Origin of the sequence: Prevotella sp. 885 (assembly GCF_002265625.1) — a bacterium.
Taxonomy (GTDB): Bacteria; Bacteroidota; Bacteroidia; order Bacteroidales; family Bacteroidaceae; genus Prevotella.
This window is the reverse complement of record NZ_NOVE01000003.1, coordinates 166,474-189,148: the sequence shown is the minus strand read 5'-3', so window position 1 is coordinate 189,148 and position 22,675 is coordinate 166,474. Positions and strand designations below refer to the sequence as shown.

Here is a 22,675-nt window from a genome sequence, read left to right as displayed (position 1 = left end):
AAATTACATCGGCATACATCCGTGCTTCTTTGCCGGAAGCGACTGGCGCTTTGTGGCAAGCTGAGCAAGTGCACGACAGATGCGGAAGCGTGTGTTGCGCGGCTCGATAACGTCGTCGATATATCCGTAAGAGGCTGCCTCGTACGGGTTGGCAAACTTCTCTGTGTATTCCTCTTCCTTCTCTGCAAGGAATGCCTTAACATCCTCGCCGGCTTCCTTCTTTGCCTTGGCTTCCTTGCCGCAAAGGATGGCAACGGCTCCGCTGGCGCCCATAACGGCAATCTCTGAAGAAGGCCATGCGAAGTTGAGGTCGGCACGAAGCTGCTTGCAACCCATAACGATGTGGCTACCGCCATAGCTCTTGCGCAGAGTAACGGTGATCTTGGGTACTGTAGCCTCGCCGTAAGCATAAAGGAGCTGTGCTCCGTGCTGGATAACGGCGTTGTATTCCTGACCTGTACCAGGGAGGAATCCGGGAACGTCCACCAACGAAACGATAGGAATGTTGAAAGCATCGCAGAAACGAACGAAGCGTGCTGCCTTGCGGCTGGCGTTAACGTCCAATACACCTGCGTAAGCTGCCGGCTGGTTGGCAACGATACCTACGCTGCGACCGTTGAAGCGTGCGAAACCGATGATGATGTTCTTGGCAAACTTAGGCTGAACCTCGAAGAACTCGCCGTTGTCCGTGATGGCTCCGATAACCTTATACATATCGTAAGCCTTGTTGGGATCGTCAGGAATAATCTCGTTAAGCGAATCCTCCATACGGTTGATCGGGTCGTTGCACTCCACGCTGGGAGCCTCTTCCGTGTTGTTGCTGGGGATGAATGAGAGCAAGCTCTTTATCATCTCGATGGCCTCTTCCTCTGTCTTTGCTGCGAAGTGTGTGACGCCGCTCTTTGTTGCATGAACGGAAGCGCCGCCAAGGTGCTCAGCGTCGATGTCCTCGCCGGTTACGGTCTTCACAACCTTCGGACCTGTAAGGAACATGTAAGAGGTCTGCTCCTTCATGATGATGAAGTCGGTAAGAGCCGGTGAATAAACGGCACCACCTGCACACGGACCCATAATGGCTGAAATCTGCGGGATAACACCCGAAGCAAGAATGTTGCGCTCAAAGATTTCGCCGTAGCCTGCAAGCGCACAGATGCCTTCCTGAATACGTGCACCACCCGAGTCGTTCATGCAGATAACCGGCGCACCCATTGTCATGGCCATGTCCATAACCTTGCAGATCTTCTGTGCCATTGTCTCTGACAACGAACCGCCGTTCACGGTGAAGTCCTGTGCATAAACATACACCAGTCTTCCGTCAACAGTTGCGCTACCTGCTACGACGCCGTCGCCGTAATAGTGCTTCTTCTCCATTCCGAAGTTGGTGCAACGATGCTTCTTAAACATGTCGTACTCCTCGAACGAACCCTCATCGACGAGCATCTCTATACGCTCACGTGCTGTATACTTGCCACGTGCGTGCTGCTTCTCGATGGCCTTCTCGCCACCGCCAAGACGGGCCTGCTCACGCTTTGCGACCAATTCCTTGATTTTCTCTACTTGTTTGCTCATTTTTATGATTGTCTAATAATATTCTGAATGATAAAGATAAGCCGTGACTGACTTCTCGTTTTCCGTCATCATTGCTCTTGTCCTTATTAAGGTGCAAATGTACGAAAAAAAACGAAAAACACGACAATGGTTTAGCAAAAATATCACTTCATCGAAGAATCGACGAATGACAAGGGCAGCAAATCCTTTGCTGACATAACGCTATAGACACCTTTCTTTCCATAAAGGAGGATGCGGATGGGTTGCTTGTAGCGGTCTTCCACGCCGAGAATAACCTGACGGCAAGCGCCACAAGGACTAACGGGGTCGTCCAGCAGTCCGTTATCGTTTCGGGCAGCAATGGCTAACGTATGGACGCTCTGGTCGGGATGGTTGGCTTGGGCAGCAAAGAGGGCTGTTCGCTCCGCACACAGTCCGGACGGGAATGCGGCGTTCTCCTGATTGGCACCGATGACGATGCTACCGTCAGCAAGGCGTACTGCCGCTCCAACATAGAAGTGGCTGTATTCTGCGTAAGCGTTGTACGTGGCTTGTACGGCTCTCTCCACAAGTTCGCGGTCGTCAGCCGACAGTTCGTCCAGCTGATAATGCTTTATCGTTATGTTAAGTTTTATCTCGTTCATATTCAGGTGTATAATTTAAAAAGGTTTATTCTTCGTCGTCTCCGCCCACATACTCGTAAGCTCCCACGTCGGGCTTCTCGTCTCTGCTGCGTCCGTCTCGGTCTGTCTTTGTGGCAGATTCAGGATTGGCCTTGTCTATGGCAGCCGACTCCTTGCGCAGATGGAAGTCGTAATCCTGCTGATCGCCGTCTATCTTCACGAAATGCTTCTGACCGTAGCTGACGGTGTCCTTCACGTCCTCAAACACTACGTTCGTGAAATGCTTCTTCTGCTCTTCGTCTTCTGCTTCCGGCGTTCGCATCACGCAGTCATAGAACATATAGTTGAAGGCGTTCTCGTTGTCCTCGCCTCCATGCACACCGGTCATCTCGTCGTCCGAATATCCGGTCACCAGGCTGTTGCGACATTCCAAAGCCAGCAACGGATTGTCCGTAGCCGAGAAATACAGGGCTGTGCCACGTGAAGCGTCGAAGGGATAGAACTGTGCCAAGGTGGAATTCTGCACGCTCACCTCTCCTCCGTCCACAGCCAAGCAATGCCCGAGCGCATTCGTAAGCTGACAGTTCACGATGCTTGCCTTCGCATTCACAAGGCGCACGCAGTCGCCCTGACAGTTATGTACGGTTGAGTTTGCCAGCGTCAGCTTGTTGCGGCTAACGTCCGAGGAGTCTGCCACAATGCCGTTAAAGGCTCCGTGCAGGTCGGTGTACGTCATCTCGTTGTCGTATGAGGTTTCCTCGAAGCGGATGCCTTGCCATTGTCCGCTCACACGGTCGTAAGGCAGATAGTCGAACATGCGGTCCAGTCTGTCGCCTCTTAGCACCACGTTAGCCTCCTCCGTGCCCTTGCTGAGCAAGCGTCCCTTTACGGTCATTCCTGCGTTGCCATGAAAATAGAGGGTGGTTCCGGCTGCCAATGTCAGCGTAGCGCCCTCCTCCACCGTCAGCCCGCCGTAGACCACCATCGGCTTCCCTGAAGATGCCAACGTCGAGTCCTTGCTAATGGTTACGTCCTTCAGCAGCGTAGCGTCCCACGAGAAGGCGTTGAGCACCACTTTCTGCTGTCGTCCGCTCTCAAGCGTAAACACCAGATTGTCGTTCAATTCTTTCGGTTTGTCCGTAAAGGTAACGTTTGACGTAAGCTCCACAAACACGCGAATGCTGTCCTTGTCTCTCACCTCTATGTCGTTGGCCTTGTAGCCTTGCTCCGGACTAAGATAAACGCCGTCAACATTCACACGGTAGCCCGACTGGTTGCCGCCCTCCAAGCGTACGTTCGTGCAGCGTAGGCCCTTTCCCGACCTGTTATGCACCCAAAACGACCTTGTTGAAGACGGCACGGTGGAGAATATGGTGTCAAATCTGACCGTATCTACAGAAAAAGACAAGAGATTGCTTGGAGAATCAGTAAAGCTGTCCCCATCGTCACAAGCGCAAAACCCAAGAAGGCTAAGCGCAAATAATATGTTCAAATACAGTATTTTCATTTATATAATAACGTGAAGTACGCTTACATATTGCATCTTTGAACAGAAAAGAAACTTAAAGACACAAAAAAAGCGCTGACCGTAAAGTCAACGCTCTTTTGTACACCCTTAGGGATTCGAACCCTAGACCCACTGATTAAGAGTCAGTTGCTCTACCAACTGAGCTAAGGGTGCAAGTGTTAATGCTTGTCAGCAACCTCATTTCTGAATTGCGAGTGCAAAGGTAGTGTAATTCCGGGAAACCACCAAACGTTTCCACGTTTTTTTTCAAAATTATTTAAGAAATCCGTTCATAATTGATTTATGTTAAGCAAAAGCCCTGATTTCTTTCAAAGCCCTACCCTCTTAAAACAAAAAACCCCGACAAACCGAGTTTGCCAGGATCATTATAACATAAAGAATAAGTTTCTTAGTTTTTCGAGTTGAGATACGCCATTACTTTGTTAAAGTACTTCTGCGTTCTCTTCACGCTGTAACGATAACCGCCGTTCCACGCTCGGATGGCCCTTTCGATATCGTTCTGGGGATTGAAGTATGACTGGATAAGGACGAACATTTCCTTCGACTTTGCCAAGTCAAACCTGTCACGAAGCGAAAAACGCTTCTTGCTCTTGCGTTTCTTCAGAATGTTGTTACATTCCATCACCAAGACTGGGGTTATCTGCATAGCGCCGCAAGAGTTGCCGCTTACAGCCTTCACATTACCACGGCTTTCCACGTGGATAATGGCGTTCATTACGGGCTCCCAATCAAACCCGTCTGCTGTTGTGCTTACAGTTTCCGAGTCAACTGCGTTTTCAGCACTAAATACGGGAGAAGCTCCCGCTACAAAAATAAATAATACTACTAATCTAAAGATCTTAAACATTATTACGTGGTTTGTGGAGCCTGAACCATTGCTCTTAAACGTCCTGCGCCTCGGGTTCGGATCAGAAACCGAAAGACGGATACGTATAGCCTGAAAATCATCAGACCGAACAAAGAGCCCGAGGCATCTGTTGGGGGTATTCCTGTCAACACACGCCAAACTCCGTTAGCTAATCCTGAACGGCATTCTAATACAAAAAGAAAGTGCCGCCATTTAATATCGAGTGCAAAATTACACAAAAACCATGAATTGTGCAAGTTTTATCCCCATTAACTAACGCTCACAAACGTTTATTAACCCTCTATAACACTTTGTATTTCAATAACATAATGCAAAACTCAGGGGACTATGGCGTCCCGCCGCAGCCACGCACCCTCCACAAACAAGCCAACAACTCCCCTCGTACAAAAACAAAAAAAAGTGTGCCGGTCTTTTCTAACCAGCACACTTCCTATATGTAGATTCTTAGAATTTTTACTTCTTGAAGAAATCCTTTACAGCCTCATTGGCAACCATACGCTCGTCAAACATGTAAGCGCCGGTCTTCGGGCTTTTTACCATCTTGATAACCTTTGTATATGCGCGACCATCCGTAGAACCTTCATGGAGGGTAGCGACCGCTTTCTTTGCCATAGTCTATTTATTATTACTTAATCTCCTTGTGAAGAGTCATCTTCTTGAGGATGGGGTTATACTTCATTAATTCCATGCGATCAGGAGTATTCTTACGGTTCTTGGTCGTTACGTAACGACTTGTACCTGGCAGACCGCTGTTCTTCATTTCGGTGCACTCGAGGATAACCTGTACTCTGTTGCCCTTTGCTTTCTTTGATGCCATTTACTTATTCTCCTATTACTTTAATGTCACTCCAGTCACAATAGCCTTTAGACACCGCCTGCTTGATGGCAGCATCCAAGCCCACTTTGTTAATAAGACGCAGACCCGCTGCGCTGATCTTGAGGCTGATCCAGCAGTTCTCCTCAACATAGAAGAACTTCTTGCTGAACAAGTTCACATCGAAAGAACGCTTTGTGCGATGCTTTGAATGCGATACGTTGTTACCTATCTGGGCTTTCTTTCCCGTAATCTGACAAATTTTCGACATTTCTATCTGCTTTTTTGTATTCGTTTTTGATACCTATTCCAAACAGGGTGCAAAATTAGCTACTTTTTCTGAGACTACAAAACTTTCCACCAAATAATCGCAAGTATTTAATGTTTTTTTGTTTTTCGCTCATTTTCAATGACCTTTTTTTCGGAGAATCGGCATCAGTCAGCCTTTTCTTACTCTGTTACAGGAATTACAGGTGCCTTACCCTCTTCCTTCTCCTTCGGCATCTCTTCTTTCAGGAAGCCGATAAACATCTGGAGGGCTTTCGTGGTGGCGATGGCGAGGTTTATGTCGCGGCCATAATCTTCGGTCAGCTTGCAGGTTACGGTCTTCTCTGCGTTGCCACAGGCCAGCCAGATTGTGCCGACAGGAATCTCTGCCGTACCGCCTCCAGGACCTGCTGTTCCGGTGCTGGCGATGGCGAAGTCCACGCCGAGAGTCTTGATGGCTCCCTGCACCATCTCCTTTGCCACTTCCTCACAAACGGCGGTATTTTCTTCAATGACGTCGTGCGATACGCCCAGGAGGTTCTCCTTCACGTCGTTGGTGTAGGCGATGATGCCACCCTTAAAGTAGGCTGAAGCGCCCGGCACGGCTATTATCGACTCTGCGATGCGACCTCCCGTGCAGCTCTCCACGGTTCCCAATGTCATACCCGCTCCATAAAGGAACTGCTGAATCTCGCGACTTAATATTTTCTTTTCAAACTCCATTTTTCTATTCTTTGTTATCGTTATTAATCTTTGCTTGAAAGCCCCACTTACTTGAACGTCACCTTGCTGAACGCCGGCTTGTCTATCGAGCAGAAGTCCTTGTCCAGGAACTTATAGTAGCCCGTCACGCCGATCATTGCCGCATTGTCCGTGGTGTAGCTGAACTTCGGAATATATACGGTCCATCCGTAACGCTTGGCATGGTCATGGAAGGCGTTGCGAAGGCCGTTGTTGGCAGACACGCCTCCTGCCACAGCCACGTGCTTGATGCCGGTCTGCTTTACGGCGAGCTTCAGCTTCTTCATCAGAATGTTCACGATGGTATGCTCCAGGCTGGCTGCGAGGTCTTCCTTATGATGCTCTATGAAGTCTGGGTCGTCCTTAATCCATTTGCGCAGACTGTAGAGGAATGATGTCTTCAGTCCGCTGAAGCTATAGTCCAAGCCCGGAATGTGCGGCTCTGAGAACTTGTAAGCCAGCGGATTGCCCTGACGTGCCAGCTTGTCGATGATCGGACCGCCCGGATAGCCCAGTCCCATCACCTTCGAACACTTGTCGATGGCTTCGCCGGCTGCGTCGTCGATGGTCTGACCGAGCACCTCCATGTCGTTGTAGGCGTTCACCTTCACAATCTGCGAGTTGCCGCCCGACACGAGCAGACACAGGAACGGGAAGGGAGGCGTGGTGTCCTCGGGCTTCTCCTTGATGAAGTGTGCCATAACGTGTCCCTGCAGGTGGTTTACGTCTATCATCGGGATGCCCAAGCTGCGGGCAAATCCCTTCGTAAAGCTTACGCCTACGAGAAGCGAACCCATAAGGCCCGGTCCGCGTGTGAAAGCCACGGCAGACAGCTGCTCCTTGGTTATTCCCGCACGCTTGAGGGCGGTACTCACTACGGGCACGATGTTCTGCTGGTGGGCACGCGAAGCAAGCTCAGGCACCACGCCGCCATACTCATGATGTACGGCTTGCGAGGCAGTGACATTGCTCAATAATATGTTGTCGTTGAGTACTGCTGCACTTGTGTCGTCGCAGCTACTCTCAATGCCTAATATATACATTTTCTTAGTTATTATTTTTTATTTGTATTTATTATTTATTAGTTATTACTTCTTTAATTATTTTTTATTTGTTGGAATAGTCATCCAATGGCGCAAGCCAAATAATAACTAATAAATAATAAATACTAAATACTAATATGTTAAGACTTCCACGCCGTGTTCGGTCATCAGCAGGGTGTGTTCCCACTGGGCGCTCGGCTTCTCGTCGCCCGTGATTACCTCCCAGCCATACTCGTCGTCAGCGTCGATAAACACCTTCCATGTGCCCATATTCACCATCGGCTCTATGGTGAACACCATGCCAGGTACGAGCAGCATGCCCGTGCCGCGGTGTCCGTAATGCGTCACCTCAGGCTCCTCGTGGAACTCCAGTCCAACGCCGTGTCCGCAGAGGTCGCGCACGATGCCGTAATGATATTTGTCGGCGTGCTTCTGGATGGCGTGTCCGATGTCGCCCACGAAGCTGTAGGGCTTGGCTGCCTCCATGCCGATCTCCAGACATTCCTTTGCCACGCGCACCAGCTGCTCCTTCTCGGGAGTGGTCTTGCCGATGATGAACATGCGCGAAGCGTCGGCGTAATATCCGTCAAGGATGGTGGTGAAGTCCACGTTGATGATGTCGCCCTCCTGAAGGATGTCCTCCTCCTTGGGGATGCCGTGGCACACCACCTCGTTGATGCTCGTGCAGACGCTCTTCGGAAATCCCTCGTAGTTAAGGCATGCGGGGATGGCTCCGTGCGACGTGCAGTAGTCGTAGCATATCTGGTCTATCTCAAGCGTGCTCATTCCGGCACGTATGTTCTTTGCCACTTCGTCAAGCACTCCCGTATTGATGACACCACTTCTTCGGATGCCCTCTATCTGTTCCGGGGTCTTGATGAGCGAACGTGAGGGAACTGTCTTTCCCTTGTTTTCCCAATACATCACTTTCTTGTCAAGTTCGGTAGGCTCCTGTCCTGGGAGACAATGCCACACTCTCTTCTTCTTGAATACCATAGATGTCTTTATATATATAAAAAATGTTTTATGTCTTCTATATTGAAGTTACAGAATCTAAAGCCGTATGCCCGTTCCTTATCCGAACAGGTCCAGCCTGTTGCTTCTTGCCGTCTCTAAGGACGACAGTTTCTTCTGATGGGCGGCGTATTCGTCACGCAGCCTTGCGTACTTCTCGTCCAGCTCCTTGGCGAAGCGTGCCTTCTCCTCGGGGTTCATGAGGCGCTGCGCTATGATGGGGTTCTGCGCCGCATCTTTCACCCAGACCACGATGCCGCTGTAAATGGGAGCAATCTTCAGCGCCACGTGCATCTCGGACGTTGTTGCTCCGCCCACCATTATGGGCAAGTCCAGTCCGGCACGCTCCATCTCCGTCGCCACGTTCACCATCTCTTCCAGGCTCGGCGTGATCAGTCCGCTCAGACCAATCATGTCTGCCTTCTCCGTCACGGCTTTCTTCACAATCTGCTCGGCAGGAACCATCACGCCAAGGTCAATGACGTCGTAGTTGTTGCACGCCATCACCACCGCAACGATGTTCTTGCCGATGTCGTGTACGTCGCCCTTGACGGTTGCCATCAGCACCTTGCCGGCTGTGGTCGTTCCCTCCTTCTTGTCGGCTTCGATGTAGGGCTGCAGTATTGCCACCGCCTTCTTCATCGTTCGGGCAGTCTTCACCACCTGCGGGAGGAACATCTTGCCGCAACCGAACAGCTCGCCCACCGTGTTCATGCCGTCCATGAGCGGACCTTCTATGATGTCCACGGCCTTCGGGAAGGCGGTCAGGGCCTCCTGAATGTCTTCCTCCATATATTCCGCCACACCCTTCACCAGCGCTGTGGACAGGCGCTTTGCCACGTCCTCCTTGCGCCATTCGGGCTGTGCCTTGCTTACCGCTGCTGCGCCTCCAGCCGCTGCGCCGTTCTTCAGCGCTTCCTGCTGCTGCTTTATCTGGTCAGCCAGCTCTATGAGGCGTTCTGATGCGTCCGTCCTGCGGTTGAGCACCACGTCCTCCAGTATCTCTAATTGGTCGGCAGGGATGTCGCCGTAAGCCACCTTCGTGGCAGGATTGACAATGCCGAAGTCCATTCCCTTCTGGATGGCATGATAGAGAAACACGGCGTGCATCGCCTCACGTATATAGTTGTTGCCGCGGAACGAGAACGAGAGGTTGCTTACGCCTCCGCTTATGTGCGCTCCGGGCAGATTCTGCTTTATCCATTCCGTGGCTCTTATGAAATCCACGGCATAATTGTCATGCTCTTCCATGCCGGTGGCGATGGCGAGCACGTTAGGGTCGAAGATGATGTCCAGCGGATTCATGCCCACCTTCTCCGTCAGGAGCTTGTAGGCGCGTCCGGCTATCTCGATGCGTCGCTCGTACGTCGTGGCCTGTCCCTTCTCGTCGAAGCACATCACCACCACAGCTGCGCCGTATCTCATCACGTCGCGGGCATGCGCGAGAAACACTTCCTCGCCTTCCTTCAGCGAAATGGAGTTGACGATGCACTTTCCCTGCACACATTGCAGTCCGGCTGTTATCACGTCCCACTTCGACGAGTCTATCATCACCGGCACCTTGGCGATGTCCGGCTCCGAGGCTATGATATTGAGGAAGGTGCGCATCTCCTCACGGGCGTCCAGCAGTCCGTCGTCCATGTTTACGTCTATGACCAGCGCTCCGTCAGCCACCTGCTTTCGGGCGATGGTCACAGCCTCCTCATAATTCTTCTCCTTTATAAGACGCAGGAACTTGCGCGAGCCTGCCACATTACATCGCTCGCCCACGTTCACGAAGCGCACGTCGGGCGTGACGTCCAGCAGCTCCAGTCCGCTCAGCCACATCGTCCGTGGCTTCTCCTGCGGCTGGTGCGGCGTCTTGCCTTCGGCTATCTCGGCGTACTTGGCTATGAACTTCTCCGTCGTGCCGCAACATCCGCCTATGATGTTCACCAGCCCCTCGTCGATGTATTCCCCTATCTGCGGAGCCATCGTCTCGGGCGTTTCGTCATAGCCGCCGAGACTGTTGGGCAGTCCGGCGTTGGGATAGGCACTTATATAATAAGGTGCATGATGTGCCAGCTCCTTTATGAACGGCTTCATCTGGTCAGCACCGAACGAGCAGTTCAGACCTATCGAGAAAATCGGATAACTGCTCACGCTGGCGAGCACGGCGTCAAGCGTCTGTCCGCTCAACGTACGTCCGGCAAGGTCGCTCACCGTGATGCTGAGCATTATTGGCAGTTCGCGTCCCGTGCGGCGCTCCACCTCCATCGTGGCGTCTATCGCAGCCTTCGCGTTCAGCGTGTCAAACACGGTCTCAATGAGCACAGCGTCCGCCCCACCCTCTTCCAGAGCCTCAATCTGCTCCAGGTAGTCCTCATAGAGAGTGGCGTAGTCCAGCTCACGTGCAGCAGGATTGCTCACGTCCGGGCTCATCGAACATGTCTTGTTCGTCGGTCCCACCGATCCTGCCACGAAGCGCGGCTTCTCCTCCGTAGAGTATCGGTCTGCCGCCTTTCTTGCGATGCGTGCTCCTTCCAGCGCCATCTCGCGTGCCGACGTCTCCAGCCCGTAGTCAGCCTGGCTCACACGCTGCGAGCTGAACGTGTTGGTGGTGATGATGTCAGCGCCCGCCATCAGATACTTTGCGTGAATATCCTCTATCACGTCCGGTCGGGTAAGGTTCAGCATGTCGTTGTTGCCCTTCATCATTCCCTCCGCGTTGCGATAGCGGTAGCCCCTGAAGTCGTCTTCCTCCAGTCCGTACTGCTGTATCATGGTGCCCATCGCACCGTCCAATATAATTATCCTGTCCTTGATGACCTCTCGTAAAGTCTTCTTCATTCGTTTTCCTTAAGTCAATAACTCTTAATAGTGCTTCATCGCCCTATCCATCTCTCTGCGGTCTTCCTTTTCCTTGAGCGTCTGGCGCTTGTCATATTCCTTCTTGCCCCTGCACAGAGCGATGTCCACCTTCGCCCTTCCGTGTTCGTCTATGAAGACCAGCGTCGGCACGATGGTATATCCGGGCTGCTTGGTGGCATTCTCCAGCTTGTATATCTCGCGCTTCGTCAGCAGCAGCTTGCGGTCACGGCGTGCCTCATGGTTGCTGAACGAGCCGTAGAAGTAAGGCGAAATGTTCATGCCCTTCACCCAAACCTCATGGTTGTTTATATAACAGAAAGTATCCACAAGGCTTGCCTTTCCAAGCCTTATCGACTTAATCTCAGTACCCGTGAGCACTATTCCTGCAGTATAGGTCTCCACGAAGAAGTATTCGAAGGAGGCCTTCTTGTTCTTTATGCTTACAGGACTTTTCTTTCTTTTCAGTTCCTGTTCCTTGTTCATCTCTCTTGTTTACTCTTCAATAATGACAAAATCGTCAATGTGGTTGTCCACGTACTGAGCCACGGCAGCCGTCCAAGCCTCCTCGTTCTCCACAAACTCGTCGTCATAGTCGTCGAAGTCAGAGTATTGCTCGAACATCGCCATAAACTCCTCGTCGTCACACTCCCTGCATATCTTTGCGCCATGCTCCTTATAGAGCTTGCGCACGGCAAAGAGCATCTTGGCAAGGTCGCGCAATCCCCAGTCGCGCAGCACCTTGGCGAAGGGATTGTCAAAGATAAAGCCGCCATAGCCGTTATAGATCAGCTGCACGAAGCCGCCGTCCATAACCTCCTCGTGCAGGATGTCGTAGGCAAGCAGCGTTATCTGCGACACACTCAGCTGCTGCATGTTCTCAGCGTTCAGCTCACCACCGATGGCCTCCTTCGTGGCGTTCACAAACACCGCGAGGAAGGCATCCATATCTTGCATCGCCGCCTCACGAAGGGCAGCGTCTTTCACTTTTACCTGTACCATAATCTGCAAAGTTAATGTAATTCGAAGACAATACAAAATAAAAGGAAAACAAAACATACCACAATTATCATTTTTTTATCGAACTTGCGCCAGTTCAGCTTTCTATTTGATTCTAACCATCACCCCCTTCTTCCTCTTCACGTTCTTCTAGATGCGCTCAAACAGCCGTTCGAACTCCTCGCCCGACCTGATCACCACGCCCGGTATGTGCTGCCTACCCACAATGATGCTGCCGTAACGCAGCGTAAAGGCACCGTTGCCAGCCCTTATCGTGGCGCCCTGCGGCAGCGTGGGCATCCTGCGTCTCAACGCCTTGTCCGTACTCAGCGTCACGGGATAACATCCGGCTGGCAGATAGTTATGGGGATGCTCCACGGAGGCGCATATCGTGCGCCCGTTGATTATTACCATACCGTCCACGCCATAAGGCGAATAACGATAACGCTTGATTTCTATTACCATAGTCTTTTTATTAATTACGAGTTAAGAATTACGAGTTACGAATTTTTATTTTGACAAGATGACAAGATGACAATTCCTAATTCTTCCGATACCTATGGTTCTGGCATTCGGTCACCAGCCCCTGCTTGCGCCAGTTCTTCAGCATCTGATGCACGGCGTTGCGCGACGTATTGCATCCCTTCACGGCTATGCTGTGCTGCAGCGCCTGTTCGAAGCTGAACGTCGTGTCCAGACGCTCGAAGATAGAGTCGTTCTTGCCACGCTTCGTGCGCTCCGAAGCAGCGTGTCCGCAATAGTCCTTCGACGAGAACGCAGCCTCCATGCGCTCACGGAAGAAATGGAGGGCATTCTCAATCTGATAGTCAGCCAGGACGTCAAAGGCGGCGAGGAAAGACGGTTGCTGCTGCTTCACGATCATCTCCTTCCACAGCCCCGGCTGCTGCTTCAGCCGCGTCTCGGCACCAGCCACACCGTGACGGTCAATCAGCTGTCCAGCCACACGGCAGAGCATCAGGCACGTCATCATCCTCATAGTCGTAGGGCAGATGCGGAATCGCTGGCGAGCCTTCACCTTGTCGTCATCCTTCATCGTCTCCAGACGCACACGCTCCAGCCATTGCCTGCCTCTCGCCTCCAGCTTCGGCAGCACCACCTCGCCAGCCATCAAAGGCAGCAGATGGGCTATCTGACGGATGCGCTCACGCTGCTTGTCGGTCAGCACATGCAGATTCTCCGTCAGCGGCTGAAACGTGTTGTCGGGCGTACGGGCCAAGGCAATTCTGCTCTGAAAGCCGTCCGTATAGTTGGTCACCACACGATAGAGAGCGTCAGGCAGCGCACAGGCAGCTTAGGCTCCTCAGGCTGCTCCTTCTTGTTCTTCGCAGCACGCTTCTTGGCACGCCACTCGTCCTCCTGCTGCTGATACATCCTGTCCATCGCCTTCACCTCAGCCGTCCAAGCCTCCACCACAGGGTCGATGCCGCCCTTGCCAGAGGCAAAGTCGCCAGCGATGTAGGAGATAAGGTTCAGCGAGTTCATCTTGCCATGCACGTCCACCTTCACCCCCGTCGCCAGCATACCTATCACGGGGCAGATGGCGGTCAGCACGGGCAGCGCCAGAGCCGGACCCACAGCGTCAATGGAGTCCTTCACGCCCTGCGGCATTCGTGGCAGCGCCTCGTAATAGAAGAGGTCGTCCTTAGCCAGCGCCTCGTCTATGCCGTCCGCCTCGCCCTGCTCCGCACCGCCGTCCGTCATGCGCTCCTGACGGATGGCGATGAGCACGTCCTTCAGCCGCTTCGGCATCTGCGTGCGCTTCTCGCTCAGCGCATTGTCAATACAGGCCAGCTTCTCCGCCTCCGCGAAGCCGTCATAGCAAGGAATAATCCTATCGAGCAACCCACGGTCGAAGCCGCAGATATGACGAAGATTCACGGCCAGCTCAAACGTAAGCGTATTGCGGTTGCTCTTCACAGGCTCCTGCGAGTCATTATACATCGCCCACCACTTGCGCACAATCTCAGCATAAGGAATGCCCAGATAACAGTCCGAAGCCTCCGTCGGCGCAGCCTCAGAAGAATCAGCCGAATCCGTAATCCCCTTATTCCGAGCAGCATCAGAAGAATCAGAAAAATCCGTAATCTCCTTCTTCAGAGTTGCCTCCTGATTGTCAAACAGCTCCTTATCCACAAACAGCAGCCTGTCCGTCGGCGGCGTAAAGAACACACGCGTAATGTCCTTCGCCCCCTTGTCATACTCTACGCCCAGCAGCTCCGAAGCCCATCTTAGGTTTTCCTCCTGCGTCATCCCCTCTCGGCGACGAAAGACCACGTGATAACCCTTGTTGGCCGACCGCTCCAGCATCAGCAGCCCCAGCTCCTCCTTCCTGCCCATCACCAGCTCCGGCACGCTCCTCATCCTCTCCTCATAGTCAGGCGAAGAGGGGTCGAAGTCGATGTCCATCCCCACCGACCGGCTCACACGCTCCGCCCCCTTCAGCCCTCCGTCGGCATTAGGCAGACACGAATAGTTCATCTGCACCATCATGCGCTTCTCCGCCCCACGGTTACGCTCCGAGTCGCGCAGAAGCCTATACTCCATTTCGTCCTTCACAGGGCGCATAAGCTTAGCCCCGTCCTTATAATATATAATGTGTACGCTCATAATAAACTCCTAATTCAAAACTTCGTTATGTCAGTCACTAAGATGTCCTGATAATGCGCCCCGTTGTGCTCTCGTGTCGTAAACCTCAGCGTCACCGCCACCAAGGTGCCCGCATCAAAACGGCATAGCGCCACATTGCCAAGCATAGCCGCCACATACTGGTTCTCATACTTGCCGCCAAGCTCCTGAAGCATGATGTTGCACTTCATCACCTGACCACCCTCCGCCTTCTGGCTCTGTACAGCGAAAGCCTCGCCCTGCTGCACCACTCTCATGATCTTTGTCTCCATTTTCCGTAGTTATTATTTATTAGTTATTATTTGGTAGTTATTATTTATTATTTGTCAGTTTTCTATTGGTTGCAAAGCAATCTCAGAAAATACTCCTGACCCTTGCCAGTAACCTTAGTTGTTACTCTCTCCTCCGAGCCGTGGTTGGTCTTTATCACCGTCACCGACTGGGCAAAGATACCCCTCTCCACCCACATCTGAATCGGTTCCGTCGACCGCTTGAAGATATAGCCGTGCTCCCTCATCCATCTGTACAGCCGCGTGCGTCCCGTAACAAAGCCGTTGCGCGTCAGCAGCTTCGCCAGCTCGCTAATCAGGATGCAGCCGTCGCCCGTCGTCAGCGCGTCCGCAAACTCCACCTTAGGCCGCTGCTCCTCCATCAGCTCCTCCTTCCGACGGAGCAACACATCCTTCTGCTCCAGCGTACGGTTCAGAATCCTCACCGCCTTAGCCAGAATCGTCTTCTCGTCATCCTGCTCCTCCAAGGGAACATATCCCCCCGTCCGACGGATCTGCGGCAGCACCTCAGAAGTCACCCATTTGCGGAAAGCCCTTGCCGAAGGCTTGCGACTGTCGAGGATAACATCATACAGCCCGTCCTCGCTAACGAAGTTAGCCATCTGCGTTCCCCCTCTTGTCGGAAGGGGTTCAGTTGAAATGACCCCCTTTTCAAGTCGCATCACAACACCGTTCTGCTTCAGCCCGAGCACCTTGCACACATCCGCCAGACAGAACCAAGGCTCCCCCCTCTCATCACTCACCGTCCTTATCCTTCCGAACTCCGGACTCTCAAAAATCTTGATTTCGTTTCTCATAATCTTTATGATTTAATAATGTCAATAAAAAAAAACTCGCAACCCACACAGGCTTGCCGTTAAGCCTACCGTCCGGATTACGAGTGCAAAGATAAGGGCAAAAAAAGAGCATGCAATTGGTTTAGAAACAGCGTCCTCCGACTTTCTCTAAACTTCTCCGATATTCTCTATTTGTCTCTGAATATCTTTTCTGAAAATATATTGAACAAAAAAAAACGGCAGACACTTGACAACATTGTCAAACGTCTACCGCCCTTAACAATTAAAACGATTCTATCAGTTTTCCTTTCTATAGTATTTGCAAAAAGTCTTATATTCGTAGCCACCCTTCTCTTTGGGCATCCCCAAACGTACAAGCTCTTCGTAAGCCACCTTCTGACTTTGTGGCAACAGCACCCTGTCCTTGCCGGCAAGCAAATTCAGGTAACTGCATATTTCCTGAATGCCGTTTCGTTTCACCAGCCTCACAATCTCGGCTTCTGTCTTGTAACCCTCCTCGTCATTGAGCGAAGGATGAATAAGGAAAGTCAATTCGTGCTCGTTGCCGCACTCTTGCATTGGCAGTATGGCTTGTGCGCCATTCTCTATCTCTCCGGCATTCGCAACCTGCATTCCCATATCCTTGTCAAAGTGGGCTTCAATCTTGTCCACGTGTGCTATCTGCTGCCCTACAGACGCATTGAAGTTGAGTGTCTGCGTCACTTGCGGTCTTGCTTGCACAGCGGCCTTCAAAAGTTCTGATATTTCTTCTGATGTCATAATTCTTGGGATTTTGTCTATTTATATTTTTCCACAACGTCAGCATGAGCCACCACCTGCCTTACATGATTATTGAAGTTCAGGCTGGACAAACCGCTGCCCTTTACCTCCATGTCAATAACAGATCTTGTGCGTTTATGAATCTCGTACAACTCGTCCACCTCTTTCTGGTATCTATGCCCGTTGTTGTCATTGAATCTGCTCAGCACCAAAAGCAGTTGCATCGTAGCGTCAGGGCCAATATCCTGGGCTATGTCTACAAAGCTACGTACAGCTTCGCTTACTGCTTCTTCGCCCTCGCCCGCAGCCTGTTCCAGCTCATACCCCAACAGGTCATTGCGCTTGTTCTCTGCAAAGCGTCCTTCCTCCTTGCGTGCAGCACCAGCCAGCATCGGCATAAATAGCGGATGGTCGTTCCAACGCACCAGAATGGCCATCACCACATCGTCATACACAGACATAGCATGAGCCTTGGCAAAAGCCTTGATAACGGCACACGCCACGATGCTTATTATCATTGCGTCGTTCTCGCCGTCAGCCTCCTCCTCAAGGTCGTCAATCTCGTCCTCAAGACCCTCCGTCGCTTCATTCATCGACAGCAGAGTGCAGGCAAACTGCCTTGCCGAGAGAAACACCTCCACAGCCGACAGCTGCGTCATGCCCTTTTTGTGCAACTCCTTGAGAATGTCGTGGAAGAGAATAAAGACAATGTCGCTATTGTCAGCCAGCAGCTTACGCCTCATCTGGCGGGTCTGCTCCTTGTCCAAGTGAACGATCATGCTGCATTCTCCTCCGCTTCAACGTCTTCCGAGACATGCTTCATGCCATTGAGCATTTCCATTATCTTGGTTTCCGCCTTGTCAATGTCTTCCCGCTCAGCCCTTTCCCCGTCAGGGCGCTTGCCCTTGAAGAGCATCTCAAGCAAGCGGTCGTCAAACTGACTGTGCACAATCTTGTCCGTGTTGTCCCCGTCCGATTCCACAAAGCAGCGGAACGTCGTTCCCCCCTTGGTCACGATTTCCACAGGTTCGCCAGTTGCACGTGCCAGCGTCAGGAGGTTCCTCATATACACCGTTGTCTTGTCCACATACAGGGCAGTCTTCTTGTCCTCAGGCATAACGGTATACTTGCCCTTGTATTTCGCCTTCTTGGCTTCCGTAGCCATAGCCAGAATAGAAGGTATCAAGCGGTCGTCAAAAAACTCCTTACCCTCCGTCTTCAATTCTTCCACCTTACGCATTATCTCGTCATCAGCCATTTCGTAGGACGAAGGAAAGCGCAGCGCATTCGCATTCCTCTGCTGCTCCTCCCACGCCTTGAAAAGATCCTCGGGATAATATTCGGGCAGAATCTTCAATGAATAGCAATGTTGGTAATAAAGCACCTTATTAATTTTCTCAGCCAGAATGTCGGCCACGCGCTTCGGGGCGCTGAACGCCTCGCGCCGGTTCTGTATGGCAACGGTGCGCACACCCTCACGATTGTCAATGATGACGAAGAGCAAAGGTTCGTTCTTCACCACCTTATGCTCGAAGTTCTTCTCCATAGGCACGTCTATGGAGTTGGCAATCTGCATGACAATGATGTCAGGATAGTTCCTCAGGTGGTAGACACGATGCTCGAACACCCTCTTGTACGGCATTCCCTCAGCCATCTGCTCCTCCGTAGGCGTGCCCTCCCCGAAGACAACGTTGCGGTCTCCGTCGAAGAGCGCCGCCAGATGCCTCTGCCTGTCCTCCCATTCATGCGGGCCGAACCCATGGATATATTGAAAATAATATGTAGCGAATTTTGCCATTGTCTGATAATATTTTAAGATTTGCTTCCTGTATTATATAGTTACAACACAAGCGTAGCCACAAAGTTACGCTTTTTACCTCAATCCGCCCAACATTACACACAGAAAAACATCCACCTCCCCCTATTTCCACCACCCATCCCCCACTCCGGCAATCACCCTCGCCAGCTCGTTCATCACGAGGCACACCTCGCGGTTGACGGCAAGGTCGGGGCAGTATTCGTAGTTCCAGGGCGAAATCTGCACGAGTCGGTTCTCGGCACAGGCATAGAAGCTCTTGCCACTGGGCTTGTAGCGGTCGCCGAAGCCATTGTCACACACCTCAATAACGGGCAGCTGCTCCATAAGCAACAGGCGCCCTATCTCACGCTCCTTAGGACTCACAAACGCCGACACGATGACGGCACCTTCACGCGCGGCACGCAGCACAGCGTCACGCTGGCGCTCAAAGAAAGGAGCGTCAGAACGATGGCAGACAAGAGGCAGCTTGCGCTCCGCAGACAGCAGGGCGCTGCAGCCGACATAAGAAAGGAGAGGCTTGGGAGAAGAAGCCGAGGAAGAGGCTGAGGCTGAGGGAGAAGCTGAGGGAGAGGCCGAGGAAGAGGCTGAGGGAGAGGCTGTGGGAGAGGCCGAGGGAGAGGCTGAGGGAGAAGCCGAGGGAGAGGCTGAGACAATAGCCGGCAGCATGGGGATACGCGGCAGGAGAGAACGGAGGATATGTTCGAGGCGGTCGGGGTTATGGGCATAGAAGCGGTCGGCGCGGAGGCCCCGACGGATGGTGTCCAGCGTCCAGCCGCGTGCCGTGCACGAGCGATGGACGAGGAAGCGGTCGCGCAGCGTTCCCTTGATAAGGGCGCGGCGCGCCTGCTCACGGATGTAGCGCAGCTTCGTCTGCACCTGCTCCGGCGTGACGGCCTCCATGTCGTTATAGCCACGGACAAAGAGCGAAGGGCCACGGAAGGAGCACGTGTGGTCCCGGTCTCGGTCAGGAGGAAGCGCGTGCGCGCCTTTGGCAAGGCGCTCCGCACGGTCCTTTCGCCAGTCTATGCCCAGGGTGTCCCAATATCCGTGGGTGCAGCCTCCCATAAAGCTGCCGACGAGATGCCCCAGATGCTTTCTGTTGCCGGGCAGCAGTCGCAGCAGTCCGTGGAAGTGGTCGGGCATGGCTTCGGCGGCTATTATCTCCACCTGCGGATGAAAACGGGGGACGGTCTGCCAGACCGCCATCACCTTACGGCCCAGCTCCGTGTATTCGCAGGCGGGAGCGTCAGGAGCGTCGTCGGGAGCGTCCGGACGTCCCGTTATGAAGCTGAGGATGGGAGCATAATTGCGGGTGTTGAGAGTGATAAAGAAATAACCCTCGTAGTAGTTTGTGGTGGCGTTACGCTTCAGGGCGGCAGGCAGAGCAGCGTCCTTCTGAGCTATCTTCGCCAGTTGTTCGGGAGTAAGAGGCATGTTGCGTAGTTTTTTATGGGCAAAGATACTAAAAATCTTGTCATCTTGTCAAATTGTCATCTTGTCATTTTCATTTCCGAAAGTCGGTCATTGGGCTCTATAGAATAATATATATTTTATATATTATACTATAGGAGTCTGACAAGCCTTTTCTTTTCTTCATTTTGACAAAATGACCAAATGACAATCTGAGTTTTTGAGTTTTGAATTGCGCTTGCGCAGCGCCACTTTTCACGTCACGGGGGACAACTTTGCACGCCGCGGAGGACAACTATTGCATCTGACGGGCAAAAGCCGTAACTTTGCGGCATAACCAGAATGTCTAACCAATAAACACACACAGAAACACATGATTCAGTACGCAATTTACCAAAGCAAGGCGAACAACTACACCAAGGGCAAGTTCTACGCCCGCACCATCCACACCGACATCGTCGACCTCGAAGGCATCGCCGAACACATGTGCCGACACAACTGCTCTTACTCGAAGGGCCAGATCATCGGTCTGCTGGACGACATGGTGGGATGCATCCGAGAGATCTGCCTCGACGGCAACGCCGTGAAGCTCCCCGACTTCGCCATCTTCAAGCCCGGCATCCGCACCAAGGGAGCCAAGACCGCAAAGGAATTCACCGCCACCGAGAACGTCCTGCGAACCTACATCAAGATTATCCCAACGGGAGCGATGCACCTGAAGAACGGCTACAACTACGCTGGCGACGTGAAGTTCAAGCGAGTGAAGCTGTACGACAAGGACAAGGCACACAACACGAACACAGAGAACAACGTATAAACCCATAAAAAACACACAGACTATGGCAATAGAATACAAAATCTACAAGAGCAACATCAACAACGGCACCAAGGGCAAGTTCTACGGACGCGTCACTTACAACGAGATGTACGACCTCCCGAAGCTGGCAGCCCACATGGCATCACACAACACCTCGTTCTCACGCGGACAGATCCTCGCCATCCTCACGGACATCGTCAAGTGCATACGCGAGCTGCTGATAGACAGCAAGAAGGTGAGGCTGGACAACCTCGGCATCTTCCATGTCTCCATCCGCTCGAAGGGAGCGAAGACCTTTGAGGAATTCGTCGCTGCGGATAACATCCTCGGACTGCACTTCCGCTGCCTCGGCGTAGGCGAGTCGTCACGCGACAACTTCCAGCGTCAGGCACGCATAAGAGAGAAAAGCCAGCACAAGTGGGGAGTGGAGAAGACGACCGGCGGACAAGAGACACCTAAGCCTTAAACCAATCTGACAACCATGAAAAACACTTTACCATGAAAAAGGAAACAAGAGAGAACCTTCAGGTGGGTTCGGCGCTCGGAATGCTGGCGCTCGGAATGGCGCTTACGGTGGCTGGCTTCATCGTATCGCCGCTGGGCGAGATTCACGAAAGCGTGCTGGGACTGTTCGCCGAATGCCTGATTTACGCAGGAAGCATCTTCGGAGTGGCTATCTACGCCCACAACAAGTACGCCGAGATAAAGACGTACGTGGAGGAAAGAGTGGGCGCGGAGCGCAATTAGGAGTTTTGAGTTTTGAATTTTGAATTTTGAATTGGTCGCCTTCGGCGATTAGGAGTTTTTCAATTTTGAATTTTATAATTCGCAACTGGAAAATTCAAAATCGAAGGCGAAGCCGAGAATAATTCAAAATTCAAAACTCAAAATTCAAAATTTTTTTGTACCTTCGCCGACTAAAAAACATAACAGCATACTTTTATGGAATACATGTCACAGGAGGGCTACGACAAGATAGTGGCCGAGCTTCGCCAGTTGGAATTAGAGGAACTGCCGCAGGTGCGCGACGCCATTGCGGAGGCACGCGACAAGGGCGACCTGAGCGAGAACTTCGAATATCATGCCGCCAAGCGCGAGCAGGGACGCATCATGGGGCGCATACGCTTCATGCACAAGGTGCTGGAGAACGCCCGCGTCATCGACAAGAGCCGGCTCAACACGGACAGCGTGGGGCTGCTCAGCAAGGTGGAGATAACGAACACGGCCAACAACCGCCGCATGCAGTATACCATCGTCAGCCCGCATGAGGCAAACCTCGCCGAAGGCAAGCTCTCCATCAAGTCGCCCATCGCCCACGCCATGCTAAACAAGAAGGCTGGCGACACGGTGGAGGTGACGGTCCCGGCAGGAAAGCTAAGCCTGAGAATAGAGAGCGTCTCGCTGTAAGATCACGCAGACTCACAACACGATGCAGCTTGCGGGGGAGTCTCCCACAGATTACGCAGATTTACACGGGTATTAGGTACAGAGGAAACTCCCACAGATTACACAGATTTACACGGATGTAGCACAAGAAAAATCTGTGACAATCCGTGATATCTGCGGGAGAACATTCTCTCAAGAAAAATCTGTGACAATCCGTGATATCTGTGGGAAACATTCTCAAGCAGCGTGCGAAGGAGCCTCCCACAGATTACACAGATTTACACGGATATTAGGTGCGGAGAAGAAGGACACGAATCACACGGACGTAGCACAAGAAAAATCCGTGGAATCTGTGGGAAACATTCTCTCAAGCAAAATCCGTGAGAATCTGTGAAATCTGTGAGACAACATTCTCAAGCTGCGTGCGGAGGAGTCTCCCACAGATTACGCAGATTTACA

At 52.2% G+C, this 22,675-nt stretch carries 26 protein-coding genes and 1 tRNA gene; 4 read left to right on the top strand and 23 right to left on the bottom strand.

Going from position 1 to position 22,675, the window contains the following annotated elements; translation table 11 throughout:
- Positions 1-3 precede the first annotated feature (3 nt).
- From CHL74_RS02635 to CHL74_RS15495, 23 genes are all read right to left on the bottom strand, one after another.
- Positions 4-1,569, bottom strand: a complete 1,566-nt coding sequence (locus CHL74_RS02635) for an acyl-CoA carboxylase subunit beta (protein WP_094879566.1) — start codon at positions 1,567-1,569, stop codon at positions 4-6.
- Between the two features lie 143 nt (positions 1,570-1,712).
- A complete protein-coding gene (locus CHL74_RS02630) occupies positions 1,713-2,192 on the bottom strand; it encodes a cytidine deaminase (protein ID WP_094879565.1) in 480 nt (159 codons plus the stop codon).
- Between the two features lie 25 nt (positions 2,193-2,217).
- Positions 2,218-3,504, bottom strand: a complete 1,287-nt coding sequence (locus CHL74_RS02625; protein WP_369597355.1) for a choice-of-anchor Q domain-containing protein — start codon at positions 3,502-3,504, stop codon at positions 2,218-2,220.
- 275 nt (positions 3,505-3,779) lie between these two features.
- A tRNA-Lys gene (locus tag CHL74_RS02620) sits at positions 3,780-3,852 on the bottom strand.
- A 235-nt stretch (positions 3,853-4,087) separates the two neighbouring features.
- A complete protein-coding gene (locus CHL74_RS02615) occupies positions 4,088-4,546 on the bottom strand; it encodes a lytic transglycosylase domain-containing protein (RefSeq protein WP_094879563.1) in 459 nt (152 codons plus the stop codon).
- A gap of 474 nt (positions 4,547-5,020) precedes the next feature.
- Positions 5,021-5,179, bottom strand: a complete 159-nt coding sequence (locus CHL74_RS02610; protein WP_094879562.1) for a DUF4295 domain-containing protein — start codon at positions 5,177-5,179, stop codon at positions 5,021-5,023.
- Positions 5,180-5,192: 13 nt separating this feature from the next.
- On the bottom strand, positions 5,193-5,384 hold the full coding sequence (rpmG, locus tag CHL74_RS02605; protein WP_094879561.1) for a 50S ribosomal protein L33: 192 nt from the start codon (positions 5,382-5,384) through the stop codon (positions 5,193-5,195).
- A gap of 4 nt (positions 5,385-5,388) precedes the next feature.
- Positions 5,389-5,652 (bottom strand): 50S ribosomal protein L28, encoded by a 264-nt coding sequence (gene rpmB / locus CHL74_RS02600; protein WP_094879560.1) that lies wholly within the window; start codon positions 5,650-5,652, stop codon positions 5,389-5,391.
- A 179-nt stretch (positions 5,653-5,831) separates the two neighbouring features.
- The gene (locus CHL74_RS02595; RefSeq protein WP_094879559.1) at positions 5,832-6,371 is read right to left on the bottom strand and encodes a CinA family protein; all 540 of its coding nucleotides are present in this window, start codon (positions 6,369-6,371) and stop codon (positions 5,832-5,834) included.
- Between the two features lie 47 nt (positions 6,372-6,418).
- Positions 6,419-7,432: a tRNA (adenosine(37)-N6)-threonylcarbamoyltransferase complex transferase subunit TsaD gene (gene tsaD / locus CHL74_RS02590; protein ID WP_094879558.1), complete on the bottom strand. Its 1,014-nt coding sequence runs from the start codon at positions 7,430-7,432 to the stop codon at positions 6,419-6,421.
- A 132-nt stretch (positions 7,433-7,564) separates the two neighbouring features.
- Positions 7,565-8,428 carry a type I methionyl aminopeptidase gene (map, locus tag CHL74_RS02585; RefSeq protein WP_094879557.1) on the bottom strand — a complete coding sequence of 288 codons (864 nt, stop codon included), beginning with the start codon at positions 8,426-8,428 and terminating at the stop codon, positions 7,565-7,567.
- Positions 8,429-8,506: 78 nt separating this feature from the next.
- Positions 8,507-11,275 (bottom strand): methionine synthase, encoded by a 2,769-nt coding sequence (gene metH, locus CHL74_RS02580; protein ID WP_094879556.1) that lies wholly within the window; start codon positions 11,273-11,275, stop codon positions 8,507-8,509.
- A 24-nt stretch (positions 11,276-11,299) separates the two neighbouring features.
- Positions 11,300-11,779, bottom strand: a complete 480-nt coding sequence (gene smpB / locus CHL74_RS02575) for an SsrA-binding protein SmpB (RefSeq protein WP_094879555.1) — start codon at positions 11,777-11,779, stop codon at positions 11,300-11,302.
- A gap of 9 nt (positions 11,780-11,788) precedes the next feature.
- On the bottom strand, positions 11,789-12,295 hold the full coding sequence (locus CHL74_RS02570; protein ID WP_094879554.1) for a DMP19 family protein: 507 nt from the start codon (positions 12,293-12,295) through the stop codon (positions 11,789-11,791).
- A 147-nt stretch (positions 12,296-12,442) separates the two neighbouring features.
- Entirely contained in the window at positions 12,443-12,757 is a 315-nt protein-coding gene (locus CHL74_RS02565; RefSeq protein ID WP_094879553.1) for a DUF5675 family protein, read from the bottom strand.
- A 76-nt stretch (positions 12,758-12,833) separates the two neighbouring features.
- Positions 12,834-13,571, bottom strand: a complete 738-nt coding sequence (locus CHL74_RS16090; protein WP_254923197.1) for a hypothetical protein — start codon at positions 13,569-13,571, stop codon at positions 12,834-12,836.
- A complete protein-coding gene (locus CHL74_RS16085) occupies positions 13,565-14,920 on the bottom strand; it encodes a hypothetical protein (RefSeq protein WP_254923196.1) in 1,356 nt (451 codons plus the stop codon). Before CHL74_RS16085 ends, CHL74_RS16090 begins: the two co-directional genes overlap by 7 nt.
- 14 nt (positions 14,921-14,934) lie before the next feature.
- Positions 14,935-15,210 (bottom strand): hypothetical protein, encoded by a 276-nt coding sequence (locus CHL74_RS02555; protein WP_094879552.1) that lies wholly within the window; start codon positions 15,208-15,210, stop codon positions 14,935-14,937.
- Positions 15,211-15,272: 62 nt separating this feature from the next.
- On the bottom strand, positions 15,273-16,025 hold the full coding sequence (locus CHL74_RS02550) for a phage antirepressor (protein WP_094879551.1): 753 nt from the start codon (positions 16,023-16,025) through the stop codon (positions 15,273-15,275).
- Positions 16,026-16,301: 276 nt separating this feature from the next.
- Positions 16,302-16,784 (bottom strand): hypothetical protein, encoded by a 483-nt coding sequence (locus CHL74_RS02545; protein ID WP_141241212.1) that lies wholly within the window; start codon positions 16,782-16,784, stop codon positions 16,302-16,304.
- 17 nt (positions 16,785-16,801) lie between these two features.
- Positions 16,802-17,563 carry a hypothetical protein gene (locus tag CHL74_RS02540; protein ID WP_094879549.1) on the bottom strand — a complete coding sequence of 254 codons (762 nt, stop codon included), beginning with the start codon at positions 17,561-17,563 and terminating at the stop codon, positions 16,802-16,804.
- Complete coding sequence (locus CHL74_RS02535) at positions 17,560-18,582, bottom strand: hypothetical protein (protein WP_094879548.1); 1,023 nt, start codon at positions 18,580-18,582, stop codon at positions 17,560-17,562. The genes CHL74_RS02540 and CHL74_RS02535 overlap by 4 nt, the downstream gene beginning before the upstream one ends.
- Positions 18,583-18,705: 123 nt before the next feature.
- Complete coding sequence (locus CHL74_RS15495; protein WP_141241211.1) at positions 18,706-20,037, bottom strand: hypothetical protein; 1,332 nt, start codon at positions 20,035-20,037, stop codon at positions 18,706-18,708.
- 349 nt (positions 20,038-20,386) lie between these two features.
- Between CHL74_RS15495 and CHL74_RS02525 the strand changes: the two genes are divergently transcribed.
- The 4 genes from CHL74_RS02525 (at position 20,387) to greA (ending at position 22,237) form a co-directional block, all read left to right on the top strand.
- Positions 20,387-20,830, top strand: a complete 444-nt coding sequence (locus CHL74_RS02525) for a hypothetical protein (protein ID WP_094879547.1) — start codon at positions 20,387-20,389, stop codon at positions 20,828-20,830.
- Positions 20,831-20,852: 22 nt separating this feature from the next.
- Complete coding sequence (locus CHL74_RS02520) at positions 20,853-21,296, top strand: hypothetical protein (RefSeq protein ID WP_094879546.1); 444 nt, start codon at positions 20,853-20,855, stop codon at positions 21,294-21,296.
- Positions 21,297-21,328: 32 nt separating this feature from the next.
- Positions 21,329-21,577: a hypothetical protein gene (locus tag CHL74_RS02515; protein ID WP_094879545.1), complete on the top strand. Its 249-nt coding sequence runs from the start codon at positions 21,329-21,331 to the stop codon at positions 21,575-21,577.
- A 195-nt stretch (positions 21,578-21,772) separates the two neighbouring features.
- On the top strand, positions 21,773-22,237 hold the full coding sequence (gene greA, locus CHL74_RS02510) for a transcription elongation factor GreA (RefSeq protein WP_094879544.1): 465 nt from the start codon (positions 21,773-21,775) through the stop codon (positions 22,235-22,237).
- Positions 22,238-22,675 lie beyond the last annotated feature (438 nt).

Excerpts from the sequence above, each read along its gene's own strand:
- CHL74_RS02635 (WP_094879566.1), bottom strand. The coding sequence starts at position 1,569 with ATGAGCAAACAAGTAGAGAAAATCAAGGAATTGGTCGCAAAGCGTGAG.
- CHL74_RS02630 (WP_094879565.1), bottom strand. The coding sequence starts at position 2,192 with ATGAACGAGATAAAACTTAACATAACGATAAAGCATTATCAGCTGGAC.
- CHL74_RS02615 (WP_094879563.1), bottom strand. The coding sequence starts at position 4,546 with ATGTTTAAGATCTTTAGATTAGTAGTATTATTTATTTTTGTAGCGGGA.
- CHL74_RS02610 (WP_094879562.1), bottom strand. The coding sequence starts at position 5,179 with ATGGCAAAGAAAGCGGTCGCTACCCTCCATGAAGGTTCTACGGATGGT.
- rpmG (WP_094879561.1), bottom strand. The coding sequence starts at position 5,384 with ATGGCATCAAAGAAAGCAAAGGGCAACAGAGTACAGGTTATCCTCGAG.
- rpmB (WP_094879560.1), bottom strand. The coding sequence starts at position 5,652 with ATGTCGAAAATTTGTCAGATTACGGGAAAGAAAGCCCAGATAGGTAAC.
- CHL74_RS02595 (WP_094879559.1), bottom strand. The coding sequence starts at position 6,371 with ATGGAGTTTGAAAAGAAAATATTAAGTCGCGAGATTCAGCAGTTCCTT.
- tsaD (WP_094879558.1), bottom strand. The coding sequence starts at position 7,432 with ATGTATATATTAGGCATTGAGAGTAGCTGCGACGACACAAGTGCAGCA.
- map (WP_094879557.1), bottom strand. The coding sequence starts at position 8,428 with ATGGTATTCAAGAAGAAGAGAGTGTGGCATTGTCTCCCAGGACAGGAG.
- metH (WP_094879556.1), bottom strand. The coding sequence starts at position 11,275 with ATGAAGAAGACTTTACGAGAGGTCATCAAGGACAGGATAATTATATTG.
- smpB (WP_094879555.1), bottom strand. The coding sequence starts at position 11,779 with ATGAACAAGGAACAGGAACTGAAAAGAAAGAAAAGTCCTGTAAGCATA.
- CHL74_RS02570 (WP_094879554.1), bottom strand. The coding sequence starts at position 12,295 with ATGGTACAGGTAAAAGTGAAAGACGCTGCCCTTCGTGAGGCGGCGATG.
- CHL74_RS02565 (WP_094879553.1), bottom strand. The coding sequence starts at position 12,757 with ATGGTAATAGAAATCAAGCGTTATCGTTATTCGCCTTATGGCGTGGAC.
- CHL74_RS16085 (WP_254923196.1), bottom strand. The coding sequence starts at position 14,920 with ATGAGCGTACACATTATATATTATAAGGACGGGGCTAAGCTTATGCGC.
- CHL74_RS02555 (WP_094879552.1), bottom strand. The coding sequence starts at position 15,210 with ATGGAGACAAAGATCATGAGAGTGGTGCAGCAGGGCGAGGCTTTCGCT.
- CHL74_RS02550 (WP_094879551.1), bottom strand. The coding sequence starts at position 16,025 with ATGAGAAACGAAATCAAGATTTTTGAGAGTCCGGAGTTCGGAAGGATA.
- CHL74_RS02545 (WP_141241212.1), bottom strand. The coding sequence starts at position 16,784 with ATGACATCAGAAGAAATATCAGAACTTTTGAAGGCCGCTGTGCAAGCA.
- CHL74_RS02540 (WP_094879549.1), bottom strand. The coding sequence starts at position 17,563 with ATGATCGTTCACTTGGACAAGGAGCAGACCCGCCAGATGAGGCGTAAG.
- CHL74_RS02535 (WP_094879548.1), bottom strand. The coding sequence starts at position 18,582 with ATGGCAAAATTCGCTACATATTATTTTCAATATATCCATGGGTTCGGC.
- CHL74_RS15495 (WP_141241211.1), bottom strand. The coding sequence starts at position 20,037 with ATGCCTCTTACTCCCGAACAACTGGCGAAGATAGCTCAGAAGGACGCT.
- CHL74_RS02525 (WP_094879547.1), top strand. The coding sequence starts at position 20,387 with ATGATTCAGTACGCAATTTACCAAAGCAAGGCGAACAACTACACCAAG.
- CHL74_RS02520 (WP_094879546.1), top strand. The coding sequence starts at position 20,853 with ATGGCAATAGAATACAAAATCTACAAGAGCAACATCAACAACGGCACC.
- CHL74_RS02515 (WP_094879545.1), top strand. The coding sequence starts at position 21,329 with ATGAAAAAGGAAACAAGAGAGAACCTTCAGGTGGGTTCGGCGCTCGGA.
- greA (WP_094879544.1), top strand. The coding sequence starts at position 21,773 with ATGGAATACATGTCACAGGAGGGCTACGACAAGATAGTGGCCGAGCTT.